Here is a 20,348-nt window from a genome sequence, read left to right as displayed (position 1 = left end):
GCCATGACTTCATTTCAACACATTATTCCATTTCAATCCGAGCAGCAGGCGCAAGCTTATATCATCCAGTCTGATAAGGAAGCCTTAGAAATTGCCTATAATCTGGCAGATCAATTCAAGGCGGGTGCGGTACAGCGTGATGCTGAACGTATTCTGCCGTTCGAGAAAATCGAAGCTTATAGTCAGTCTGGACTCTGGGCAATTACCGTGCCTAAAGAATATGGCGGCGCAGAAGTGTCTAGCTATACCGTAGCACAAGTCATTGCCCTGATGAGCGGTGTAGATGGCTCAATTGGCCAGATTCCACAAAATCATTTTTATGGTCTGGAAATTCTGCGCAATAACGGTACTGAGCAACAAAAACATAAACTCTATGCCGAAGTGCTAAAAGGCGCCCGTTTCGGTAATGCCCTGGCTGAGTTCAAAACCAAGACTGCCGCACAACGCCAGACTGCAATCCGCAAGACCGAGCAAGGATATGTAATTAATGGAGAGAAGTTCTATTGTACCGGTAGCCTATTCGCACACCGCATTCCGACACTGGTCGTAGATGAAAATGAGCAGCAATTTCTGGCTTTCGTCCCACGTGACAGCGCCGGTCTGACGCTGATTGATGACTGGAGCGGTTTTGGTCAGCGCACGACTGGCAGTGGTACAGTAAAATTTGACAATGTTCCAGTGCTTGAAGAAGATGTCGTACGTTTTGATACTGCCTACCCTCGTCCCACCATTTCTGGTCCTTTCGCACAATTGCTGCATGCTTCTATTGAAACTGGTATTGCCCGTGCTGCCTTTGAAGAAACCTTAAACCGCGTGCGTCAGGCACGTCCGTGGATTGATTCTGGTGTGGACCAAGCCAGAGATGATCCACTGACCAAATTTGAACTCGGCCGCGTAGTTGCTGATGTACGTGCTTCTGAAGTTTTACTCAAACAGGCTGCGTACGCTGTCGATGCTGCCAAAGCCAATCCGACTGAAACCAGTGTTGCCAAAGCCTCTCTAGATGTGGCTAAAGCGCGTGCGCACAGTACCGAAACTGCATTAAAAGCATCTTCCAAACTTATTGAACTGGCTGGCAGCCGTGGTAGCCAGCGTGAAGATGGTCTGGACCGCTTCTGGCGCAATGCTCGCGTGCATACCCTGCATGATGCTTCACGCTGGAAATATTATTTCATTGCTAATTATTTGCTGAATGGTGTTCTGCCTCCACGCCGGGGGACATTGTAATGACAATTACAACGACTAATCCAAAAACAAAAAAAATCCTGCTGAACGCTTTTGATATGAACTGCGTGGGTCATATCAATCATGGCTTATGGGCTCATCCGCGGGATGAATCACATCGTTTTAATGAGCTGAGCTACTGGACTGATCTGGCGAAAACTCTGGAAAAAGGCCTGTTTGATGGCCTGTTCATTGCCGACATCACCGGGGTCTATGACGTCTATCAAAATGGCATTGATCTGACTTTAAAAGAATCAATTCAGTTACCCAGCCATGATCCAAGCACACTGGTATCTGCCATGGCAGCTGTCACTAAAAATCTCGGTTTTGGGGTCACGGTGAATCTCAGCTATGAGTCGCCATATCAGTTCGCCCGCCGTTTTGCCAGTCTGGATCACCTGACTAATGGTCGTATCGGCTGGAATATCGTGACAGGTTATCTGGACAGTGCCCAGCGCCTGATTGGTGAAAATGGTCTGAAAGACCATGATCTACGCTATGAACAGGCCGAAGAATTTTTGCAGCTGTGCTACAAGTTCTGGGAAGGCTCTTGGGAAGATGATGCTGTGCTGAAAGACAAACAGCAGCGGATCTTTACCGATCCAGCCAAAGTGCATCAGGTTAATCATCAAGGTCAGTTCTACCGCAGTCAGGGCGTATTTCAGGTTTCTCCTTCTGTTCAACGTACTCCGGTACTGTTCCAGGCTGGTGCTTCACCACGTGGTATGGCCTTTGCCACCCAGCATGCGGAAGGCATATTTATTGGTGGTGATCATCCGGACAAAATCAAGAAACAGGTAGATCAGATCCGTCGTCAGGCCACTGAACAAGGACGTGATCCTGAAGCGATCAAGATTTTTGTTGGTATCACTGTGGTAACCGCAGAAACGGATGAACTGGCGCAGCAAAAGCTGGAAGAATATCGTTTTTATGCCAGCCCTGAAGCTGGTCTTGCACATTTCTCCAGTTCAGTCGGAATTGACCTGTCCACATTTGCCGATGATGAGCCAATTCCTTACCAGCCAACCAACAGCATTGCTTCAGTCAATAACAAGTTTAAAGAACAACAGCTTACACCAACTGATCTGAAAGCACAGCATGTACTGGGTGGGCGTTATCCACTGATCGTGGGCAGTGGTGCAACGGTGGCAGAAAAACTGATTCAGCTGGTCGATGAAACCGGGATAGATGGCTTCAACCTGACCCGTACGGTGGCTCCAGAATCGCATCTGGATTTTATCCGTTTTGTTATTCCTGAATTACAGCAGCGCGGACGCTATAAGACTGAATATAAACAAGGCAGTTTCAGACACAAGCTATTCCAGCAAGGAGATCGCTTATCCAGCGTTCATCCAGTGCAGCAATTTCGATGTCAAAACTCCGCCTCAACCGCGAATACCGACCTAAAGCAAAAACAATCAGCATAAATTTATTTTGAGGTGCAACATGGCACAAACTGCTAAAACAAAATTCAGCATTATTGGGGTAATTATTGCCGCCGTGATTATCGGACTGGTGGTATGGAACCAACAAAAAAAATCTGGTTCGGATGAACTGGTCATTGGTATCAGTCCGTCTTTTGCCAAACCTTTACAGGTCGCAGCAGAAGAAGCCAAACAGCAAGGTGTCAATGTCAAACTGGTCGAGTTCTCGGACTGGAATACGCCAAATATCACCCTGAATCATGGCGATATTGATGCCAATTTCTTCCAGCATCAGCCGTTTTTGGATAATGCCAAGAAAGAAACCGACTTTAAGATCAAAGCCTTTGCTAAAGGTGCAGCCACTCATGTTGGCCTTTATTCCAAGAAAATTAAAAGCTTTGATGAACTAAATGATGGCGCGAAAGTTGTGGTGCCAAACGATCCAGTCAACCAGGGTCGTGCCCTACTGTTATTGCAACAGGCCAAACTGGTAACACTCAAAGATTCAAATAACCACTTATCTAGCCTGAAAGATATTGCAGCCAATCCAAAAAACCTGCAGTTTGTTGAAGTTGAAGGTCCACAAACTGCACTTGCCATTGATGACGTTGATCTGGCATTCGGCTATCCACACTATCTACGTCTGGCAAAAACAGCTGATCCTGAAAGAGCACTGTTATTTGATTCTAATAAGGACAACCGTTATGCAATTCTGTTTGCAGTGCGTGAGGACTATCAGGACAAGAATGACAAGCTGAAGAGATTTGTCGACATCTATCAGAATTCACCTCGCGTAAAGGAAGCTCTTGATGCTGACTTTGGTGCGAAGCTCTGGTTCCCAGGCTGGAAATAAGGAAAATACTATGGTGAGTTTTGGTTCTCAGGTGGCGTTTTCCGTCCCACATATCAAAATCCGCAACCTGAATAAATATTATAAAGTTCAAGGCAAATCAGTTCATGCATTGAAAAACATTAACCTGGATATTCCTGAAAGCAAAATTTTCGGAATTATCGGTAAAAGTGGCGCGGGAAAATCCTCGCTGCTACGTACCTTGAATGGTCTGGAACAGATCAGTGAAGGTCATATCCATATCCATCAACAGGATCTAGCTGGACTCTCACACGCTGAACTCATTCAACTGCGCCAGCGCATTGGCATGATCTTCCAGCATTTTAATTTGATGTCTGCCAAAACCGTCTGGGAAAATGTCGCTCTGCCGCTCAAAGTTTCAAACTATAAAAAGTCAGATATCAATGCACGTGTCAATGAAGTACTGCAACTGGTGGGCTTAAGCAAAAAAGCGCAGAATTATCCTTCGCAGCTCTCTGGTGGACAAAAACAGCGTGTCGGCATTGCCCGCGCGTTGGTACATCATCCGGAAATTTTACTCTGTGATGAAGCCACTTCTGCACTAGATCCAGAAAGTACCTCAGTGGTGCTGTCTTTACTGAAAGAAATCAACCAGAAACTTGGTATTACCATTGTGCTGATTACGCATGAAATGCAGGTGATCCGTGAAATCTGCGATCAGGTGGTAGTGATCGATAAAGGTGAAATTGTCGAAGCGGGTGAAGTCTGGTCAGTATTTTCCAATCCTCAGCAGCAGATTACTCAGGAACTGCTGAATCTGGAACAACTGGAACTCCCATTTGCCATTAGTCCTGAAGTAACCGCGGAGACCACGCATAGTATTGTCAAACTGCGCTATACCTCCAGTGTTCAGTATTCACCAGATTTAAAGGTGATTTTTGAGCAGTTTGATCATCCGGTTTACCTCTATCAGAGCCATATCGACAGTATCCAGAATCATCTGGTCGGCAGCCTGATTGTCGCGGTGGCTGACTTGAATCTGGATACCAACTTGCTCCAGCAAAAACTCAAACAATATATTGCACAAATTGAGGTGATTGGCTATGCACGACCAACTCATTGATTTATTACTAACGGGAACTACCGATACCTTAATCATGGTAGGCGTTTCTGCCATCGTTGCTTTTCTGATTGGGTTACCAATGGCAGTGGTTTTGGTCAGTACCTCGGAGCATGGCATTTATCCATCCAAACCAATTAATCAAGCTTTAGGCTGGATTGTAAATATCACCCGTTCTGTGCCTTTCCTGATTCTGATGGTCGCGCTGATTCCAATTACCCGCTGGATTGTCGGCACCAGTTATGGGGTCTGGGCCGCAGTTGTGCCTTTAACCTTGGCAGCTACCCCTTTCTTTGCGCGGATTGCTGAAGTCAGTTTACGTGAAGTGGATCAGGGACTGATCGAAGCTGCACAAGCCATTGGCTGTAACCGTAAGCAGATCATCTGGCATGTGTTATTGCCTGAAGCTTTACCAGGAATTGTGGCTGGCTTTACCGTGACCTTGGTGACCATGATCAACTCATCAGCCATTGCTGGTGCGATTGGTGCCGGTGGTTTAGGTGATATTGCATATCGTTATGGTTATCAGCGTTTTGATATGCAGATCATGCTGGCCGTGATTGTAGTACTGGTTATTCTGGTGATGCTGGTTCAGGCCACTGGTGACACCCTGTCCAATCAGCTCGACAAACGCAAAATTTAAAAACCTCTCTTTTCATAAGTTTTCAACAAAGCCCTCAGCCATGACCTGACTTTGTCATGGCTTTCATGTAAAATCACTAGCAATTTTTATATAACGCTTTGTGAGTTATTTCATGGGTTTTAATTGTGGTATTGTAGGCCTGCCTAACGTTGGTAAATCTACGCTTTTCAATGCATTAACCAAAGCTGCAATTGCTGCGGAAAACTTCCCATTCTGTACCATTGAACCAAACACCGGTATCGTGCCTGTACCAGATCCACGCCTGGACAAACTTGCTGAAATCGTAAAACCACAACGCGTGATCCCGACAACTATGGAATTCGTGGACATCGCGGGCCTTGTCGCTGGTGCATCTAAAGGTGAAGGTCTGGGTAACCAGTTCCTGGCAAACATCCGTGAAACAGATGCGATTGCTCACGTGGTGCGTTGTTTCGAAGATGAAAACGTGATTCATGTGAACGGTAAAATCGATCCGCTTGATGACATCGCAACCATTAATACCGAGCTTGCATTGGCTGACCTGGAAACTGTGACTAAAGCTGTGACTCGTTTAGCGAAATCTGCAAAAGGTGGCGATAAAGAAGCGATCGCGACTAAAGCAGTTCTAGATAAGATTCTGCCTCTTTTAGATGAAGGCAAACCTGCTCGTGCTGCAACCTTAGATGATGACGAACGTAAACTGGTACGTGGTTTTGGTCTGTTAACACTTAAACCAACCATGTATATCGCCAACGTGGCTGAAGACGGTTTTGAAAATAACCCGCATTTAGATACTGTACGTGAACTGGCTGCTGCTGAAAATGCAATCGTGGTTCCACTTTGTAACCAGATCGAAGCAGAAATTTCATTACTTGAAGATGAAGACCGTGCTGAATTCCTGGAAGCTATGGGCATGGAAGAACCAGGTCTGAACGTGGTGATTCGTGCAGGTTATTCATTGCTTGGTCTACAAACTTACTTTACTGCTGGCGTACAGGAAGTTCGTGCCTGGACAGTAAAAGTGGGTGCGACTGCTCCTCAAGCTGCGGGTGTAATCCACACTGACTTCGAAAAAGGCTTTATCCGTGCTGAATGTATTGCTTACGATGACTTTGTACAGTACAACGGCGAAGCTGGCGCCAAAGAAGCAGGTAAATGGCGTCTGGAAGGTAAAACTTATATCGTTCAGGACGGCGATGTTCTGCACTTCCGCTTCAACGTATAAGTTGAAGATAAAAATGCCCCGATAATTCGGGGCATTTTTTATGTATTTTAAAAAGGATTAATCAGCTGCTATTTCCGCATATGGGGTGTCTTGTTCCATTAGCAAGCGTTGCTTACGTGCTTCAAGTAACATTTTTGCTTCTAGTTCCTTGCGAAAGCCGAACAGGAAAATTAATTCCGCAAGAACAAATAAAGGTCCGATCGCCAGGCCAATCAGATCATCCATAAATGCCGGTTTTTTCTTTTCGTAGAAATGACCTACAAACTGGAATGCCCATCCAATGGCAAAAATTCCAACGCTGGTACTCAGCCAGGTTCCAGTATCCCACTGTGCCACATTATAGGCATAAGGATAAACAAACATAAAAATGAAGGCCATGATCAATGCAAAAAATACATCAATAGTTAAATAATAAAGAATTGAAACAATGAGAAGTCCCAAGGCGAGAGTCACCTCAAAGCCGGACATCATCAGTGATACACGTGTAGTAAGACAAATAATAGAAAAAACAATTAATGGGACCCCAATAAAATGTGTCATGACATTCTTACGGTCTAAATGATAAGCTGCATACTGGCTTAATAGTCGTTCTACTCTGGTCATATTATTCTTCCTTGACTGGCCATAGAATTTGACTATAGCGCAACAATAAAAGATAAGTTGTCAGCTGGACGACAACTCATAAAACTTGGAGCAATAAAGCGAGTGGAAGAAAAACATCTTGTTGAATTAGAAAAAAATTCCTGGTTCTCAAAATTACCTTCTCATTTCCAGAACGTCCTGCTGAAACATGCAGTTACCTTATCCGTCGATAAAGACCAGACCGTATTTTATTCAGGTGATGTGTTTGATGGAATTTATGCTGTGTTAGAAGGTGCAATTGGTTTAGGGTCTATCAATATTGAGGGTAAAGAGGCAGTTTCTGCAATTGTAGAACCCATTGTCTGGTTTGGTGAAATCTCATTAGTGGATGAGCAGCCGCGTTCTCATCACGCCATCGCCTGCAAGAAATCCCTGCTCTTGCATATTCCCGCGCAATTTATTTATAAGCTGGTGGCTGAACACCCTGCATTCTGGTTTCACATCTCCCAGCTCATGAGCCAGAAATTACGTTATGTGTTTCTGGAATTATTTTCTATTCAGACCCAAACCATGCAACAACGCCTAGCGCAGCGTTTACTGTTTATTTTACAAGGCTATGGCAATCACCTGGTCATTAAAAACCGTACCATTCAATTGTCGCAGGAACAATTGTCACAAATGCTGATGTGTTCCCGCCAGACTATTAATCAGGAACTGCAACAGCTGGAAAAAATGAATATCCTGAAAATTGCCTTTAAACAGATTGAAATTCTGGATGTGCAACGACTACATCAATTGACTGGCGTCCCGCTCCACTGATTCCGAACCAAGAAAATCAAAAAGGCTGGGCATATGACTCAGCCTTTTTGATACGAATAAAATATCGATCAGCTTGCGACACCCACCTGTTTCGGATCAGTATTGCCCAGTTGTGGATGAGCAATTGCACTTTCACACTGTTTTTTGTCACGTTCATAATCGGCTTGCTTCTGTGCCAGACTATTCCCATCTTCAAGTGTGGTACGTGCCCAGATTTCCAGACTGGTTAAAGCCTTACGACATAATGCATATTTTCCTTCAGTCACGGAATCAGTCATTTTCACATTAATGCGCCAATCCGTGCTCAACTTGCGCGCAGGCTGACGAACGCGTTTTTCAATCTGATCAATCTGCTTGTTGTAGACCAGCGGATCTACTTCATTCATAAATGTCCAAGCTTCATGGGCATAAGTGGTCGCATCATTGCTCAGTTTCGGGGCTGGCTTAATTTCCGGTGCTTGATTGCCTGAACCCTCATTTCCGCATGCCTGTAACAACAATGCTGTGCTGACTAAAGCAACACTCAGAATATAACGTGTCTTGAACATGAACATTATCAGGCTCGCCATCTTAAACAATTCGGCACTATGCTATTAAATTCACGTACAATACTCAATTACCATTTGACCCCTTGTTCAACTCTCCCTCCAAGGTGTGCTGTGTCCGAACTGAATCAACACGCTGTAAAACCTGCCAGTTTTTGGCAAGGTGCCAAAGACAGCCAGGCGATTATTTTTACCTATTTGCCCGTTTCTTTTGCCTTTGGGGTTTCTGCGACCCAGTTTGGCTTTACCGCATGGGAAGCATTATTCCTGTCCTGCTCCATGTATGCAGGTGCCAGTCAATTCCTGGTTGTTGCACTCTTAGGGAGTGGCACTTCCATCTGGATGACTGCACTAACCGTAATTGCTCTGGATATCCGTCATCTACTTTATGGCCCTGCGCTACAGAATTTGATCCAGGATCGGCTCAATTTGAAAAAAACCGCAGTCTGGGCTTGGGGACTCACCGATGAGGTATTTGCCTCTGGCATGATCAAACTGTCGCAACGGCGTCAGGAATGGTCTGAATCCTGGATGTTGGGGCTGAGTTTATTCAGCTGGTTGTCTTGGGCAACAGGTTCTTTTCTCGGTGGCTTATTTGCAGATCAGGTCAGCAATTTACCGCAATTTTTACAGGCCGCCTTAGACTTCCTGTTACCTGCGCTATTCCTAAGCTTCCTGCTGGCAGCCTTTGAAAAGAAACATACTTTTGTTGTCGCTGTGACGATTTTCGTATCAGCCATAGCCTGCTACATGATCGACCTGTCTGCTGCAATCTTTATCGGCATCAGTTCCGGTATTCTGGCAGGCCTGTTCAAGCACTATGTACTCAAACGTCCCGATCCTGAGCATATGGGAGAAGAACTATGAATTTAGAAATTATTCTGGTTGGTATTCTGGTCGGGATTGCCAATTTCGCTTCCCGTTTCGGACCTTTTTTTGTGATTCAGAAATCGCAGCAAGGTTCACAAAAGCGTGGTGCGCTATGGTTGAAAATTGCCTTAGGTGCAATTGGAATTTCTGCAATTAGCTCAATGTTGGTCGTGGCGACACTACCGCCTTTGCTGGAAACTCCCGATAAAAGTTTGGCGATGCTGGTCGGTTTTATTGTATTAACAGTGCTGTATTTCAAGTTTAAACGCATTGTGATGGCCACCCTGACGGCAGCCCTCACCTATGGCCTGATTTATACTTACCTGCCGATTCATTTTTAAAGATTAAATCAATGAATATAAGAGGCTTATGCTACGTTCCAGTATAAGCCTCTTTTAATGATAATAAGAAAATTGACATGTTTGAGCCAAAACAGATTATTGAAGGAAAGATCTTTATTCATCAGCGCTGGGCTGAAGCATTACAATATTCCCAAAACTGTTTCCCTGCCGGATTTCGAATGCTTTACTCAGTCTTTTCTATTGGCTTTGTTTTCCCCTTTGCTGCTCCCTATCTTTATTAGCAACGCAATCAAACCATGAAACTCCTACCTTAGCTGGATTTAAGTCCGGGCCAGCTTCTGAAAATGAAAAAACTCAATCCGCAAAATCATATTTATTATTTAGATCCTCAAATCGATCCAATGAAAGTATCCTTCTGATTTCTTAATCTAAATTTTGCGAACTTTATAAATAAAATTGTTGGTCAATATCACAATTTTGTATGAAACTTGGCTTATCTCCGCAGAGAGTTCTGCTATGCTAAAAGCCCATAAAATCAAGCATGGATGATTTACATGAGCGTGACGATTGGTACCCCACTACAGGCTTCTGCCTTCAAGGTCTTATTACTGGGTTCAGGCGAACTGGGCAAGGAAGTGGTGATTTCCCTGCAACGGTTAGGTGTCGAGGTTCACGCTGCTGACCGCTATGACCATGCACCTGCCATGCAAGTTGCCCATCAGTCGCATACCCTGAATATGGCTGATCCAGCAGAGCTCAGACAGCTGATTGATCAGGTGAAACCAAATCTGATTGTTCCGGAAATTGAAGCGATTGCCACCCAGGTGCTGGTTGAAATTGAAGAGCAGAATATCGCAACGGTAATTCCATCCGCGAAAGCAGTGAATCTGACCATGAACCGTGAAGGCATCCGTCGTCTGGCCGCTGAAGAACTGGGCCTGCCAACATCTGCTTACCGTTTTGCCGATACTTTAGAATCTTTCCGTGCCGCTTGTGATGATATCGGTTATCCAAACTTTGTGAAGCCTGTGATGTCCTCTTCAGGAAAAGGGCAATCTCGCGTAAAAAGCTTCGATGAAGTTGATGCTGCCTGGGAATATGCGCAAACGGGTGGTCGTGTAAATCAAGGTACCGTCATTGTTGAGTCACAGATTGATTTTGATTTTGAAATCACCCTGCTCACTGTTCGTGCCAAAAATCCAAAAACAGGTGAAATCGAAACCTCTTATTGCGACCCGATTGGTCACCGTCAGGACTCTGGGGACTATGTTGAAAGCTGGCAACCTCAGCCAATGACACCTGCTGCATTGGAAGAAGCCAAGCGAATTGCCAATAAAGTAACCGTTGCGCTCGGTGGTTGCGGTATTTTTGGGGTAGAACTCTTTGTCAAAGGCGACAAAGTATGGTTTAGTGAAGTGTCACCACGTCCACACGACACCGGCTTAGTCACTTTAGCTTCCCAGTTCCAAAGTGAATTTGAGTTGCATGCGCGTGCAATCCTGGGCCTTCCGGTAAATACCACTCGTCATAGCGTTGCAGCCAGTGCTGTGATTTACGCCGGTGTAGATGATCAGAATCTTTCTTATTCTGGTCTGGATCTTGCTTTAGCAGATGGCAATACAGACTTGCGCCTGTTTGGCAAGCCTGAAGGCTTCAAACGACGTCGTATGGGTGTAGCAACTGCACGTGCTGAAACAACAGATCAGGCACGTGAACTTGCGCAACAGGTGGCTCAACAAGTCAGTGTCAACCAAAACTAAGCTGAAAAACGAAACGGACGACTGTTCATGATCAATACCCTGCCATTGCTGAATTACACCAAAAGTAACCATGACATTAAAGCCATTAACGAATGGCGCAGTGATGTCGAGCACCAGCTGCAGGAATGTTTTGAAAATGGTGAGTCAATCCGTGACATTATTCTGACCCGATCAAATCTGATTGATGAAGCGCTACAGTTCCTGTGGAAGCATGCTGAACTCGATCAGACTGATCTGGGGCTATTTGCTGTCGGTGGCTACGGCCGCCGCGAAATGTTGCCCTATTCTGATGTCGATATCATGATCCTGTCAGAAGATGAAATTACGTCTGAACAGGAACAGCTGATTTCGACCTTTATTTCATCCTTATGGGATGTCGGCAATTTCAAGCCAGGTATTAGCGTCCGCACCATTAGTGAATGTGTCAATCAGGCCAGCAGTGACCTGACTGTAGCCACGACCCTGATTGAGTCCCGTCTGATTACCGGTAATGAAAGCCTGGCCAAATGGCCACGTCGTATCGTGTCTCAATCCTGGACCGACAAGACCTTTTTTGATGCGAAAATGGAAGAACAGCATAAACGCTATGCTCAACATAACAATACCGAAAGTAATCTCGAACCAGACATTAAAAATGCCCCCGGCGGTATTCGTGATATTAACCAGATCGGCTGGATTGCCAAACGCCATTTTCGCGTAAACCGTATTTATGATCTGGTACATCTTGGTTTTATTTCAGAATTTGAACTGGCCGTTTTAGAAGAAGCCGAAAGCTTCCTCTGGGAAATCCGTCATCATCTGCATCGCATCACCAAACGCGATGAAAACCGCCTGTTATTCGACTATCAGCGTGATATCGCCGCGAAGTTCGGCTATGTACGCGAAGAAGGCCAGCCGCAGAACTATCCGATTGAACAATTTATGAAGCGCTATTACCGCAATGCCCAGCAGGTATCGACGCTGAACGAAATGCTGTTGGCTTATTTTAATGAATCGGTAATTACCCCGCGTCTGCCAAACTATGAGCGTAACATCGAAGAAATTAACCAGAACTTTAAACTGGTTGATGGCAAACTTGCGGTACAGCACCATAAAACTTTCTCGGAAAATCCAAGCGCGATTCTGGAAATTTTTTATCTTCTGGCAAACCGTCCGGAGATTGAAGGCATCCGTGCCCGTACTTTGCGTCTATTAACGCTCGCAGCAAAACGGATTGATCAGGATTATCGCAATAATCCCATTCATCAAGCGCTGTTCATGGCGATTATCCGTTCACCACATCGTTTATATGAAACCTTGGTAGCAATGAAACGCTACGGCGTATTAGGGAATTATATTCCGGCCTTTGGCCAGATTATGGGGCTGATGCAGTATGACCTGTTCCATATCTATACCGTAGATGCGCATACCCTACTGCTATTACGCAACCTGAACCGCTTTAAAGAACCGGAATTCGCCAAAGAATTCCCAGTAGTCAGTTCAGTGTTCCAGCGTCTGGCCCGTCGTGACATCGTCTATCTGGCTGCCCTGTTCCATGACATTGCCAAAGGTCGTGGTGGTGACCATAGCGAACTCGGTGCCACTGATGCGATTGCATTTTGCCGCACGCATGGCTTTACCGAGCGTGAATGCAATCTGGTTGCATGGCTGATTCAGAATCACCTCATCATGTCAGTGACTTCACAGAAAAAAGATATTTCTGATCCGGATGTGGTCCGTGAATTCGCAGAACAAATGGGTGATATGGAGCACTTGGACTATCTGTATACCCTGACCGTTGCCGACATTAATGCCACCAATCCCAAACTGTGGAATACCTGGCGTGCATCTTTAATGCGTCAGCTATATACGCATGCGCGCGATGTGATCCGTTCTGGTCTGGGTCGTCCGGTGGATTATCAGATGCTGATTGAAGACACCAAGTTTGCTGCCAGCGAATTACTGGTACAGGACTTCTCTTTATATGATGTGGAAACCATCTGGCAGGAACTCGGTGATGACTACTTCTTGAAAGAATCGCCAGATGAAATCGCCTGGCATACCCGTGCCATTTTACAGCATGGTGATAATTCTGAACCGCTGGTGCTGATGCGTCCGCATCGTAAATATGCGCAAGATGCAGTGCAGATCTTTATTTATACGCAAGATAAACCAAACCTGTTTGCCACCACAGTGGCCGTTCTGGACCGCATGGACCTGGATGTACAGGATGCGCGGATTATCACAGCAACCAAGGCGTTCAGTCTGGACACTTATGTCGTGCTTGACCGTTTCGGTACACTCCTCACCGATCCGGAACGCGAGCTGAAAGTGATTGATGCACTTAAAGATGCTTTAAGTCACTCCGATAAATACCCAGGCCTGATGCAGCGCCGTATTCCACGCCAGCTCCGTCATTTTGATATTGAAAATACGGTAGATATCAGCCTAAATCCTGTTTTGAACCAGAATATGGTAGAAATTGCCACGCTCGACCAACCGGGTCTACTTGCCAAAGTAGGTGGATTATTTATGATGCGTGGTCTGGATATCCATTCTGCTAAAATTGCCACACTTGGCGAACGTGCCGAAGACATTTTCTTTGTCACCAAAAAAGATGGCATGCCGTTGAACCCTGAAGAATCTTCTGAATTTGCCTGTGCTTTAAAAGCAGCGCTGGATGAAGCCTCTAATCAGGTCAACAGTCAACACTCACATTAAAACGCGGTAACTTATTCATGAACTCTAGCTTGTCTTTATTGCATCCTTATCCATTTGAAAAGTTGAATAAACTTTTTGCGGATATTAAGCCTGCGAATATGCCACTCATTCCCCTATCGATTGGTGAACCAAAGCATCCAGCTCCTGAGTTCGTGAAACAGGCGATTATTGATAATTTTCAGCATCTTTCGACTTATCCAAACTCGAAAGGTTTACCTGAACTGCGTACCAGTATCGCCAACTGGCTGACTCGCCGTTTTAAACTGAACAACATCAGCGCAGACAGCAATATCTTGCCAGTATCGGGTACCCGTGAAGCAATCTTCTCTTTTGTACAGGCACTGATTAATCGTGAAGATGCACCTTATGTGGTGATGCCAAATCCTTTTTATCAGATTTATGAAGGTGCAACGCTACTTGCAGGTGCAAAACCCTACTTTATCAACTGCACTGAGGAAAATAATTATCTTGGTGATTTTGATGCAGTCCCTGCTGAAGTCTGGGAAAAAACCGCCCTCCTATTTGTCTGCACACCGGGTAACCCGACAGGCGCAGTCCTGTCTAAAGAACAGTTTAAAAAGCTAATTGCACTTTCTGATCAATATGATTTTGTGATTGCTTCAGATGAATGCTACTCAGAGCTATGGTTTGATGAAGCACCGGTTGGCTTACTGGAAGTCTGTGCAGAAATCGGTCGTGATGACTACAAAAACTGCGTAGTATTCCATTCGCTCTCTAAACGCTCGAATCTTCCAGGCATGCGTTCAGGCTTTGTTGCGGGTGATGCGGATTTGCTTAAACCTTATCTGCAATATCGTACTTACCACGGTGCAGCGATGCCGGTTCAACATCAGCTGGCTTCAATTGCTGCCTGGGATGATGAAGCACATGTTGAAGAAAACCGCGTACAGTACCGTGCCAAGTTTGATCTATTCCAGAAAGAACTCGGTCATGTACTGCCACTGAAAAAACCGGATGCGGGTTTCTACTACTGGTTGAAAGTAGACAATGACGAAGAATTTGCCAAACGCTTAATGGAACAGGCACATATCAAAGTACTTCCTGGCCGCTACCTGTCTCGTGATACTGAGCAAGGCAATCCAGGTGAAAACCATGTACGTCTAGCGCTGGTTGCTGATCTGGCACAATGTGAGCAGGTCATTGAGCGGTTAAAAGCCATTCTTTAACCTAAAATTTTTAATAAAAAATCCACTATATTTATAGTGGATTTTTTATTTCAATCTTATATTCCAGAATATAAACCAGATTGTGGTCTACACCCTTAATCGGCTCCAGCTTGGCAGCCAGTACCGCTTCTTTAACTTTAGCATCGACAACTCTCAAGCCAGAACTCTGAATGATCTCAACGTCGGTAATCCGCCCTGTATTGGCGATGACCGTCATTTGCACGATTACTGTCTTGGCACGTTGCAGTTCTGCATCATTAAATCTCAGATACGGTGCTTTTAGCCAGCTGACTTCATAGCCCTGCTTCGCCAGCAAATGTGGCGGAACAGCATTTTTGACAGTAGGCGGCTGATACGCTGGAACAGGCTGCTTCAGCCTTTTTAGTAATTGCCGGGTTTTTTCATCCTGTGCATAAGCAGGAGCTAAAAACAGCCCGATACATGCGCTAAATAGCAGGCTCTGAACGAGGATTCTGAATGGCATGGCAATGACTTGAAGAGAGTAAAGGCGGCCAATAAGCGCCTTACAGCGCTTTTTCGATCTCAGCTTCCAGGTCTTCCGGCTTGGTGGTTGGCGCAAAACGGTTCAGCACCTTGCCATCACGTCCAATCAGGAACTTGGTAAAGTTCCACTTGATACCATTACCCAGAATTCCTTTAGAATTATTAGTCAAGTAACGAAAAATAGCATGTGCCTCAGGACCTTTCACATCAATCTTGGAGAACATTGGGAAGGTTACCCCATAGTTCTTCTGGCAATATTCGCCAATTTGCTCATTACTACCCGGATCCTGCCCGCCAAACTGGTTACAGGGAAAGCCTAAAACTTCCAGACCACGATCTTTGTATTTCTCATAAAGCTTTTCTAAGCCGGCAAACTGTGGCGTAAAACCGCACTTACTCGCAGTGTTTACGATCAGCAGTACCTTTCCCTCGTAGTCTGCAAATTGTTTATTTTTTCCATCTAACAATTCAGCTTCAAACTGATATATGTTGGTCATGGATAAGTTTCCTCATCGGTTTTTTCTTGTGTTTTTAATTCTAATGAAGCGGAGTTCACACAGTAACGCAAGCCTGTTGGTTGCGGTCCGTCAGTGAACACATGCCCTAAGTGTGCATCACAATGGTGGCAAACAATTTCTGTTCTGACCATACCATGAGATGTATCTAAATGCTCTTCAATCGCAGAACCGTTAATCGCCTTGTAGAAGCTTGGCCAACCACAGCCACTGTCAAATTTGGTTTCTGAAGTAAATAAAGGTTCACCACAGCAACGGCATACATACGTACCATCTTGTTTCGTGTTCCAGTATTTACCGGTAAATGCTGGCTCAGTTCCCTTTTGACGTGTAATACGGAATTCTTCAGGTGATAACTCTCTTTGCCATTCTCTGTCTGATTTACTGAGTTTTCCCATGATGACCGTCCTTTCTATCTTGCTATTTTAAATAGGATAATTCTATATTTACGTGATTCATTTTAAAAATTCTAGTGTTTGTTTAACATTTTACAAAAGACATATAATTCCCAAAAAAGCAAAAAGTAAGCAAATTTAGAAGATAAAAGTAAGCAATTTATGTATTAAGTGCTTTTTTGTGAGCAATTTTAGTAGTAGACTTAGTCCTAAATTTGCTCAGGATTAAAAAATGTCGCAAAAAAAAAGCGTAATTTTTAAAAATCTACTGCCGGTGATCAAACAATATCAACAGCTTGGATTTACGCATGAAAAAATTGTTGCATTACTCCGAGATGAGCATGATCTCGATCTAGTCACAACTGAGACATTTAAAAGTTATTTATATCGTTATGCAAAAGTGACCTCCACTCTTTCAGAGAACATCAAAATGCCGAACACTTTCCAAAAACCTCGCGAAATCAAAAAATCGTCTAAGCTCGAGCATGTATGCTACGACATTCGCGGACCTGTGTTACGAGCGGCCAACGAGATGGAGGAAGCAGGACATAAGATTATCAAACTGAATATTGGTAACCCTGCCCCATTTGGCTTTGAGGCTCCACAAGAAATCATCAATGATGTGGCACTGAATCTGCCAAATGCGATTGGTTATACCGACTCTAAAGGTATTTTCCCGGCACGTAAGGCCATCTGCCAGTACTACCAGCAAAAAGGTATTCTGAATATGCATGTGAATGACGTGTATGTCGGTAATGGCGTGTCAGAACTGATTGTAATGGCAATGCAAGGCTTGCTGGATGACGGCGATGAAATGCTGATTCCAATGCCAGATTATCCGCTTTGGACTGCAGCAGTAAACTTGTCTGGTGGTACTGCGATTCACTATAAATGTGATGAAGAAAATTACTGGTATCCAGATATCGTGGATATGGAAAGCAAGATCACGCCAAATACCCGCGGTATCGTGATCATTAACCCGAATAACCCGACAGGTTCAGTTTATCCACGTCATGTATTACAACAAATCGTGGATCTGGCGAAAAAACATGACCTGATTTTGTTTGCTGACGAAATCTACGACAAGATCGTTTATGACGGTATTGAGCATGTTGCCGTTGCATCACTTGCCGGTGATCAGCTATGTATCTCTTTCAATGGCCTGTCTAAAGCTTACCGTATTGCAGGTTACCGTTCTGGCTGGATGGCTATTACGGGTGATAAGTCTCGTGCAGCAGATTACATCGAAGGCTTGGATATGCTGGCCTCGATGCGCCTTTGTGCCAACCATCAGGCACAATATGCAATTCAGACTGCTCTCGGGGGTTACCAGTCAATTAATGATCTGATCCGCCCAGGTGGTCGCCTGTATGAGCAGCGCAATATTGCATGGGAAATGCTCAATGAAGTTCCTGGTGTCACTTGTGTGAAACCAGAAGGTGCAATGTACTGCTTCCCGCGTCTGGATCCGGAAATTTACCCGATTGAAGATGATGAAAAACTGATGCTGGATCTGCTGCGTGCCGAGAAAGTATTGCTGGTTCAAGGTACAGGCTTTAACTGGCCAACTCCGGATCATTTCCGTGTGGTATTTCTGCCAGCAGAAAATGAATTGCGTGAAGCCATTAACCGTTTGGGCCGTTTCCTGGCAAAAATTCGTTAATAGCACCGATAAAAAAACCGCGTTTAATAACGCGGTTTTTTCTACTCATTTGCTTTTAAGTCTTTTAGTGGATTACCAAATTGTTTCAGATATTCAATCCCTAATTGGCGTGAACCCTGATCATTAATATGGTTATCATCTTTTAAGCGATATAAAGGCACATCATTCACGATGATCTTACATACTTGCTGATCACAGATCAATTTGGTCGGATCAATGATTTTCAAATCAGGGTATTTCAGTTTGGCTTCAGTCAATATTTGGTTAAATGGTTTTAAATGGGTTTCGTAACTCCTTCTGGAAACCGTACATTGTGCATGTCGATTTAGAATTTCATTACGGATATTACAGTCTGAAGATATCCCATCCCAATCCAATCGTGGTACATCGTTCAGTATTACCACTTGATCACTCGCTTTGTGGGCAATTTCTAGCGCTTTCATCAAGCCGGCTTTAAAGATTTCATTATTACGCTGATGAATCCCATCTTTAAGTTTCACCTCATCTCCAAAATATGGCGCATAAGAACCGGCTAAAATAATCATTGGATAATGAGTTTTAGACAGATGTTCGGTAAGAGCATTATTACGTTGCTGAAACTTAATGAGTTCTTCCCAACGTCCGAGCTTTAACTCAGAACGCTGTATACCAGGCAAATAAAAAGTTGAACTCTGGGCAATATCATAACCACGTAAATTGGCATCTTTGGCCCATTCATCCAGCATTGCAGTATAGGCATTGGCATGTGAATCACCGATCAATAAGAAATCAATATCATCCTTCGTGTGTCCTAATATGCAATCTTTGGGATCAGGTAAGGTTTTCGGATTCGTATCCATACACTGGCTACGAATCACATGCGCATAAGCCTGCAATGCTTCCTGCTTGACATATACGGAGGGTGGAAAACGATCAGGAAAACCTTCATTAGTTTTAATGATCTGGGCAATCACAATAAAGATGATCGCAGGAATTACAAATCCGAGAAGAATCACCTTGCAATTGGCAGCCATTACAAAGCGTTTTAGGGGTTTTTCTGCCAGCTGATAGGTAAGAAATGCCAAAAGCACTGACAGCAGGAGAATGATGATCTGATTTTCTGTATTGAGTGGCAGCATATAAATGCCAAATAGCATGATAATCGGCCAGTGCCATAAATACAGCGGATATGAAATTTTTCCGATCCAGGTGCTCAGCTGATTACTGAGTAACAGATTGGTTGCGGATACAGATTGGCCCAGATAAATAATTACTGCTGTTGCCAGACACGGAATCAGCGCCATAAGACCGGGAAATGGTGTCTGTTGATCAAAATAAATCGCTGCTGCAAATAAAACAAGAACCCCAAGCCACACCAGAATTTGTAATAATTTTTTAGGGAGTTTTGGTCGTGGCAAACAGGTAATCAATGCGCCAATCAGTAACTCAAAAGCCCGGACCGGCATGCTGTAATAGGCCTTGGCTGGATTTTGCGTGAGTTGGTATTGAGCATAAGCCAGTAGAACAATAATCAATGTACTGATCATCAACCAGAGATATTTACGCGATGCTCTGGCAAGAAATAGCCATAATATTAAAGGCCAGAAAATATAGAACTGTTCTTCCACCCCCAATGACCATAAGTGCAATAGCGGTACATTTTCCACGCTCGGGCTAAAGTAATCCCCCACTTCATTGCGCATATAGAGATTCGCAATGAGCACAGTGGCATACATGACACTCTTAAAGTATTCAGTCAGTTCACCCGGCAGCATCACCTGCCAGGCAATCAGGCTAACCACAGCGAGTACGGTAAAATACGCTGGTGCCAAACGAACTACACGCTTTTTATAGAATCGCGCAATTGAAAATTGTTGGGCCTGAATATCGCGTGTGAGAATAATAGTGATCAGATAGCCTGAAATCACAAAAAAGATATCTACGCCAATATAGCCACCAGAAAATAGTGACCAGCCTAAATGATTGAAAATAACCAGAGATACCGCAATAGCACGTAGGCCATCGATATCTGGTCTGTAGGCAATACTCATAAAAACAGGAAAAGCGGGAGATAAGCTATTTTATGCCTTTCCAATTTCAG

Annotated in this window: 20 protein-coding genes; 14 read left to right on the top strand and 6 right to left on the bottom strand. The window is 44.4% G+C overall.

Annotation, left to right across the window (positions count from 1 at the left end; all coding sequences use genetic code 11):
• Nucleotides 1–3 precede the first annotated feature (3 nt).
• From F955_RS06495 to ychF, 6 genes are all read left to right on the top strand, one after another.
• A complete protein-coding gene (locus tag F955_RS06495; protein ID WP_004892664.1) occupies nt 4–1,227 on the top strand; it encodes an SfnB family sulfur acquisition oxidoreductase in 1,224 nt (407 codons plus the stop codon).
• Nucleotides 1,227–2,651 (top strand): LLM class flavin-dependent oxidoreductase, encoded by a 1,425-nt coding sequence (locus F955_RS06490; protein WP_004892661.1) that lies wholly within the window; start codon nt 1,227–1,229, stop codon nt 2,649–2,651. The genes F955_RS06495 and F955_RS06490 overlap by 1 nt, the downstream gene beginning before the upstream one ends.
• A 19-nt stretch (nt 2,652–2,670) precedes the next feature.
• The gene (locus F955_RS06485; protein ID WP_004892658.1) at nt 2,671–3,501 is read left to right on the top strand and encodes a MetQ/NlpA family ABC transporter substrate-binding protein; all 831 of its coding nucleotides are present in this window, start codon (nt 2,671–2,673) and stop codon (nt 3,499–3,501) included.
• A gap of 10 nt (nt 3,502–3,511) precedes the next feature.
• Complete coding sequence (locus tag F955_RS06480) at nt 3,512–4,582, top strand: methionine ABC transporter ATP-binding protein (protein WP_017401426.1); 1,071 nt, start codon at nt 3,512–3,514, stop codon at nt 4,580–4,582.
• The gene (locus tag F955_RS06475) at nt 4,563–5,222 is read left to right on the top strand and encodes a methionine ABC transporter permease (protein ID WP_004892652.1); all 660 of its coding nucleotides are present in this window, start codon (nt 4,563–4,565) and stop codon (nt 5,220–5,222) included. The genes F955_RS06480 and F955_RS06475 overlap by 20 nt, the downstream gene beginning before the upstream one ends.
• A gap of 112 nt (nt 5,223–5,334) precedes the next feature.
• A complete protein-coding gene (ychF, locus tag F955_RS06470; RefSeq protein ID WP_004892650.1) occupies nt 5,335–6,426 on the top strand; it encodes a redox-regulated ATPase YchF in 1,092 nt (363 codons plus the stop codon).
• 57 nt (nt 6,427–6,483) lie between these two features.
• On the opposite strand, the gene F955_RS06465 is transcribed toward ychF, so the two are convergent.
• On the bottom strand, nt 6,484–7,029 hold the full coding sequence (locus tag F955_RS06465; RefSeq protein WP_004892648.1) for an Mpo1 family 2-hydroxy fatty acid dioxygenase: 546 nt from the start codon (nt 7,027–7,029) through the stop codon (nt 6,484–6,486).
• Nucleotides 7,030–7,131: 102 nt separating this feature from the next.
• Here F955_RS06465 and F955_RS06460 point away from each other — a divergent pair, with 102 nt between their 5' ends.
• Nucleotides 7,132–7,827 carry a Crp/Fnr family transcriptional regulator gene (locus F955_RS06460; RefSeq protein WP_004892645.1) on the top strand — a complete coding sequence of 232 codons (696 nt, stop codon included), beginning with the start codon at nt 7,132–7,134 and terminating at the stop codon, nt 7,825–7,827.
• Nucleotides 7,828–7,895: 68 nt separating this feature from the next.
• Here F955_RS06460 and F955_RS06455 read toward each other — a convergent pair whose 3' ends face one another.
• Nucleotides 7,896–8,381 carry a hypothetical protein gene (locus F955_RS06455; protein WP_004892643.1) on the bottom strand — a complete coding sequence of 162 codons (486 nt, stop codon included), beginning with the start codon at nt 8,379–8,381 and terminating at the stop codon, nt 7,896–7,898.
• A 105-nt stretch (nt 8,382–8,486) separates the two neighbouring features.
• Here F955_RS06455 and F955_RS06450 point away from each other — a divergent pair, with 105 nt between their 5' ends.
• The 6 genes from F955_RS06450 (at nt 8,487) to dapC (ending at nt 15,191) form a co-directional block, all read left to right on the top strand.
• Nucleotides 8,487–9,239 (top strand): AzlC family ABC transporter permease, encoded by a 753-nt coding sequence (locus tag F955_RS06450; protein WP_004892640.1) that lies wholly within the window; start codon nt 8,487–8,489, stop codon nt 9,237–9,239.
• Nucleotides 9,236–9,583 (top strand): L-valine transporter subunit YgaH, encoded by a 348-nt coding sequence (ygaH, locus tag F955_RS06445; protein WP_004892637.1) that lies wholly within the window; start codon nt 9,236–9,238, stop codon nt 9,581–9,583. The genes F955_RS06450 and ygaH overlap by 4 nt, the downstream gene beginning before the upstream one ends.
• A 77-nt stretch (nt 9,584–9,660) precedes the next feature.
• Nucleotides 9,661–9,825: a hypothetical protein gene (locus tag F955_RS16580; RefSeq protein WP_017401425.1), complete on the top strand. Its 165-nt coding sequence runs from the start codon at nt 9,661–9,663 to the stop codon at nt 9,823–9,825.
• 264 nt (nt 9,826–10,089) lie between these two features.
• Nucleotides 10,090–11,304, top strand: a complete 1,215-nt coding sequence (purT, locus tag F955_RS06440) for a formate-dependent phosphoribosylglycinamide formyltransferase (protein ID WP_171058620.1) — start codon at nt 10,090–10,092, stop codon at nt 11,302–11,304.
• A 27-nt stretch (nt 11,305–11,331) separates the two neighbouring features.
• Entirely contained in the window at nt 11,332–14,004 is a 2,673-nt protein-coding gene (gene glnD / locus F955_RS06435; RefSeq protein ID WP_004892631.1) for a [protein-PII] uridylyltransferase, read from the top strand.
• Between the two features lie 17 nt (nt 14,005–14,021).
• Complete coding sequence (gene dapC / locus F955_RS06430; protein WP_004892628.1) at nt 14,022–15,191, top strand: succinyldiaminopimelate transaminase; 1,170 nt, start codon at nt 14,022–14,024, stop codon at nt 15,189–15,191.
• A gap of 31 nt (nt 15,192–15,222) precedes the next feature.
• Here the strand turns inward: dapC and F955_RS06425 are convergent, their stop codons facing one another.
• From F955_RS06425 to msrB, 3 genes are read right to left on the bottom strand one after another with little or no spacing between them, the layout of a single operon-like run.
• Nucleotides 15,223–15,675 (bottom strand): energy transducer TonB family protein, encoded by a 453-nt coding sequence (locus F955_RS06425; protein ID WP_004892625.1) that lies wholly within the window; start codon nt 15,673–15,675, stop codon nt 15,223–15,225.
• A gap of 40 nt (nt 15,676–15,715) precedes the next feature.
• A complete protein-coding gene (locus F955_RS06420) occupies nt 15,716–16,192 on the bottom strand; it encodes a glutathione peroxidase (protein ID WP_004892622.1) in 477 nt (158 codons plus the stop codon).
• The gene (gene msrB / locus F955_RS06415; protein ID WP_004892617.1) at nt 16,189–16,608 is read right to left on the bottom strand and encodes a peptide-methionine (R)-S-oxide reductase MsrB; all 420 of its coding nucleotides are present in this window, start codon (nt 16,606–16,608) and stop codon (nt 16,189–16,191) included. The genes F955_RS06420 and msrB overlap by 4 nt, the downstream gene beginning before the upstream one ends.
• A 229-nt stretch (nt 16,609–16,837) precedes the next feature.
• Here msrB and F955_RS06410 point away from each other — a divergent pair, with 229 nt between their 5' ends.
• Nucleotides 16,838–18,268: a pyridoxal phosphate-dependent aminotransferase gene (locus F955_RS06410; protein WP_004892614.1), complete on the top strand. Its 1,431-nt coding sequence runs from the start codon at nt 16,838–16,840 to the stop codon at nt 18,266–18,268.
• Nucleotides 18,269–18,309: 41 nt separating this feature from the next.
• Here F955_RS06410 and F955_RS06405 read toward each other — a convergent pair whose 3' ends face one another.
• Nucleotides 18,310–20,298 (bottom strand): acyltransferase family protein, encoded by a 1,989-nt coding sequence (locus F955_RS06405; RefSeq protein WP_004892611.1) that lies wholly within the window; start codon nt 20,296–20,298, stop codon nt 18,310–18,312.
• Nucleotides 20,299–20,348: the final 50 nt, after the last annotated feature.

Source organism: Acinetobacter schindleri CIP 107287 (genome assembly GCF_000368625.1).
GTDB classification, from domain to species: Bacteria; Pseudomonadota; Gammaproteobacteria; order Pseudomonadales; family Moraxellaceae; genus Acinetobacter; species Acinetobacter schindleri.
Note: the sequence above shows the minus strand (reverse complement) of the source record. Positions and strands in the feature narration are given on the sequence as shown.